Here is a 1,618-nt window from a genome sequence, read left to right as displayed (position 1 = left end):
CGTCCGGCCGCGACAAGCAGCCCGCGGGCCGCGGCAAGGCGGCGTCGGGCCGCAAGCGGTCGCGGATCGCCTCGCGCAAGGCCGCCGAGCGCAAACGGCGTCGCCGCAACCTCTGGGTGGTCGGTGCGCTGCTGGCCGTCCTGATCGTCTCCGCGGCCGGTTTCGCCGGCTACAAGCTGATGAGCCGGTTCGCCCCGGCCGAGGACTTCGCCGGTCCGCCCGGGGCGCTGGTCGTGGTGCAGGTGCATCCCGGCGACACCGCCTCGCAGATCGCCGGTGCCATGCACGACCGTGGCGTGGTCGCCAGCCCCGAGGCCTTCTACGAAGCGGCCGTGCGCAATTCGGGGATGAACAACGTGCAGCCCGGGTACTACGCGATCGGTGTGAACAGCCCGGCCGCCACCGCCGTCGCCACGCTGGTCGGCGGGAAGTCGCGGGTCGGCAACGTGACCGTCTCCGAGGGCAGGCTGCTGCACGACAAGCACGACGCGAACACCGGCGGGCGCTACGACGGCATCTACCGCAAGGTCGCCCAGGCCAGCTGCTACGGCGCCGAGCAGAAGTGCGTGACCTACGAACAGCTCGACGCCGCGGGCGCGAGCACGGACCTGGCCGCCCTCGGTGTGCCGGACTGGGCGATGAAGGGCGTGCGGGAATCCCCGGACCGGTCCCGGCAGCTGGAAGGCCTGATCGCCGCTGGCACCTGGGATTTCGATCCCAGCGGGACTCCGCAGCAGATCCTGCGCCAGCTGGTGACCTCGAGCGTGCAGCGCTACGAGTCGACCGGCCTGCTGCAGTCGGGCGCCACCACGGGCCTGACGCCGTATCAGACGCTGGTGTCCGCGTCGCTGGTGGAGCGGGAGGCGAAGCCACAGGACATGAGCAAAGTGGCCAGGGTGATCGTGAACCGGCTCAAGGTCGATCAGATGCTGCAGTTCGACTCGACGGTCAACTACACCCTCGACACCACCGAGGTGGCGACCACCAACGCCGACCGGGCCAGGGAAACCGCCTGGAACACCTACGCGATGCGCGGCCTGCCCGTGACGCCGATCTCGGCACCGTCACTGGACGCGTTGCGGGCCATGGAGAATCCGGAGCCGGGCGCGTGGCTGTACTTCGTCACCGTCGACAAGGAGGGCACCACCCTGTTCACCGACAGCTACTCCGAACACCTGCGCCTGGTCGCCCAGGCTCAGCGCAGCGGCATCCTCGACAGCTCCAAGCCCTACGGTGGCTGAGTCGCGCAAGGCGGCGGTGCTCGGCAAGCCGATCGCACACTCACGGTCGCCGCAGCTGCATCTGGCCGCCTACCGCGCGCTCGGGCTGGACTGGACCTACGAGCGCGTCGAGTGCACGGCCGAAGAGCTGCCGGGACTGGTCGACGGGCTCGGACCGGAGTGGGTCGGGCTCTCGGTGACCATGCCGGGCAAGGAGGCCGCGTTGGCCCGCGCGGACACGCGCACCGACCGGGCGGTCCTGGTCGGCTCGGCCAACACCCTGGTGCGCACCGAGGCGGGCTGGCTGGCCGACTGCACCGATGTGGACGGGGTGCTCGGCGCGCTGCGCGGGGGCGGCGTCGACCGGGTGCGCGAGGCCGTGGTGCTGGGCGCCGGTG

General features: G+C 71.3%; 1 protein-coding gene and 1 pseudogene. Both read left to right on the top strand.

Features of this window, described 5'->3' with window-relative positions:
- On the top strand, positions 1 to 1,241 hold a 1,241-nt coding region (locus tag V8688_RS31890; protein WP_342802375.1), incomplete at its 5' end, for an endolytic transglycosylase MltG.
- A pseudogene (locus tag V8688_RS31885) lies at positions 1,234 to 1,618 on the top strand (shikimate dehydrogenase); the annotation flags it as partial. The gene V8688_RS31890 and the pseudogene V8688_RS31885, both read left to right, overlap by 8 nt.

Source organism: Nocardia sp. No.11, assembly GCF_038752175.1.
Lineage (GTDB): Bacteria > Actinomycetota > Actinomycetes > Mycobacteriales > Mycobacteriaceae > Nocardia > Nocardia canadensis.
This window is presented reverse-complemented; position numbering and strand designations above follow the sequence as displayed.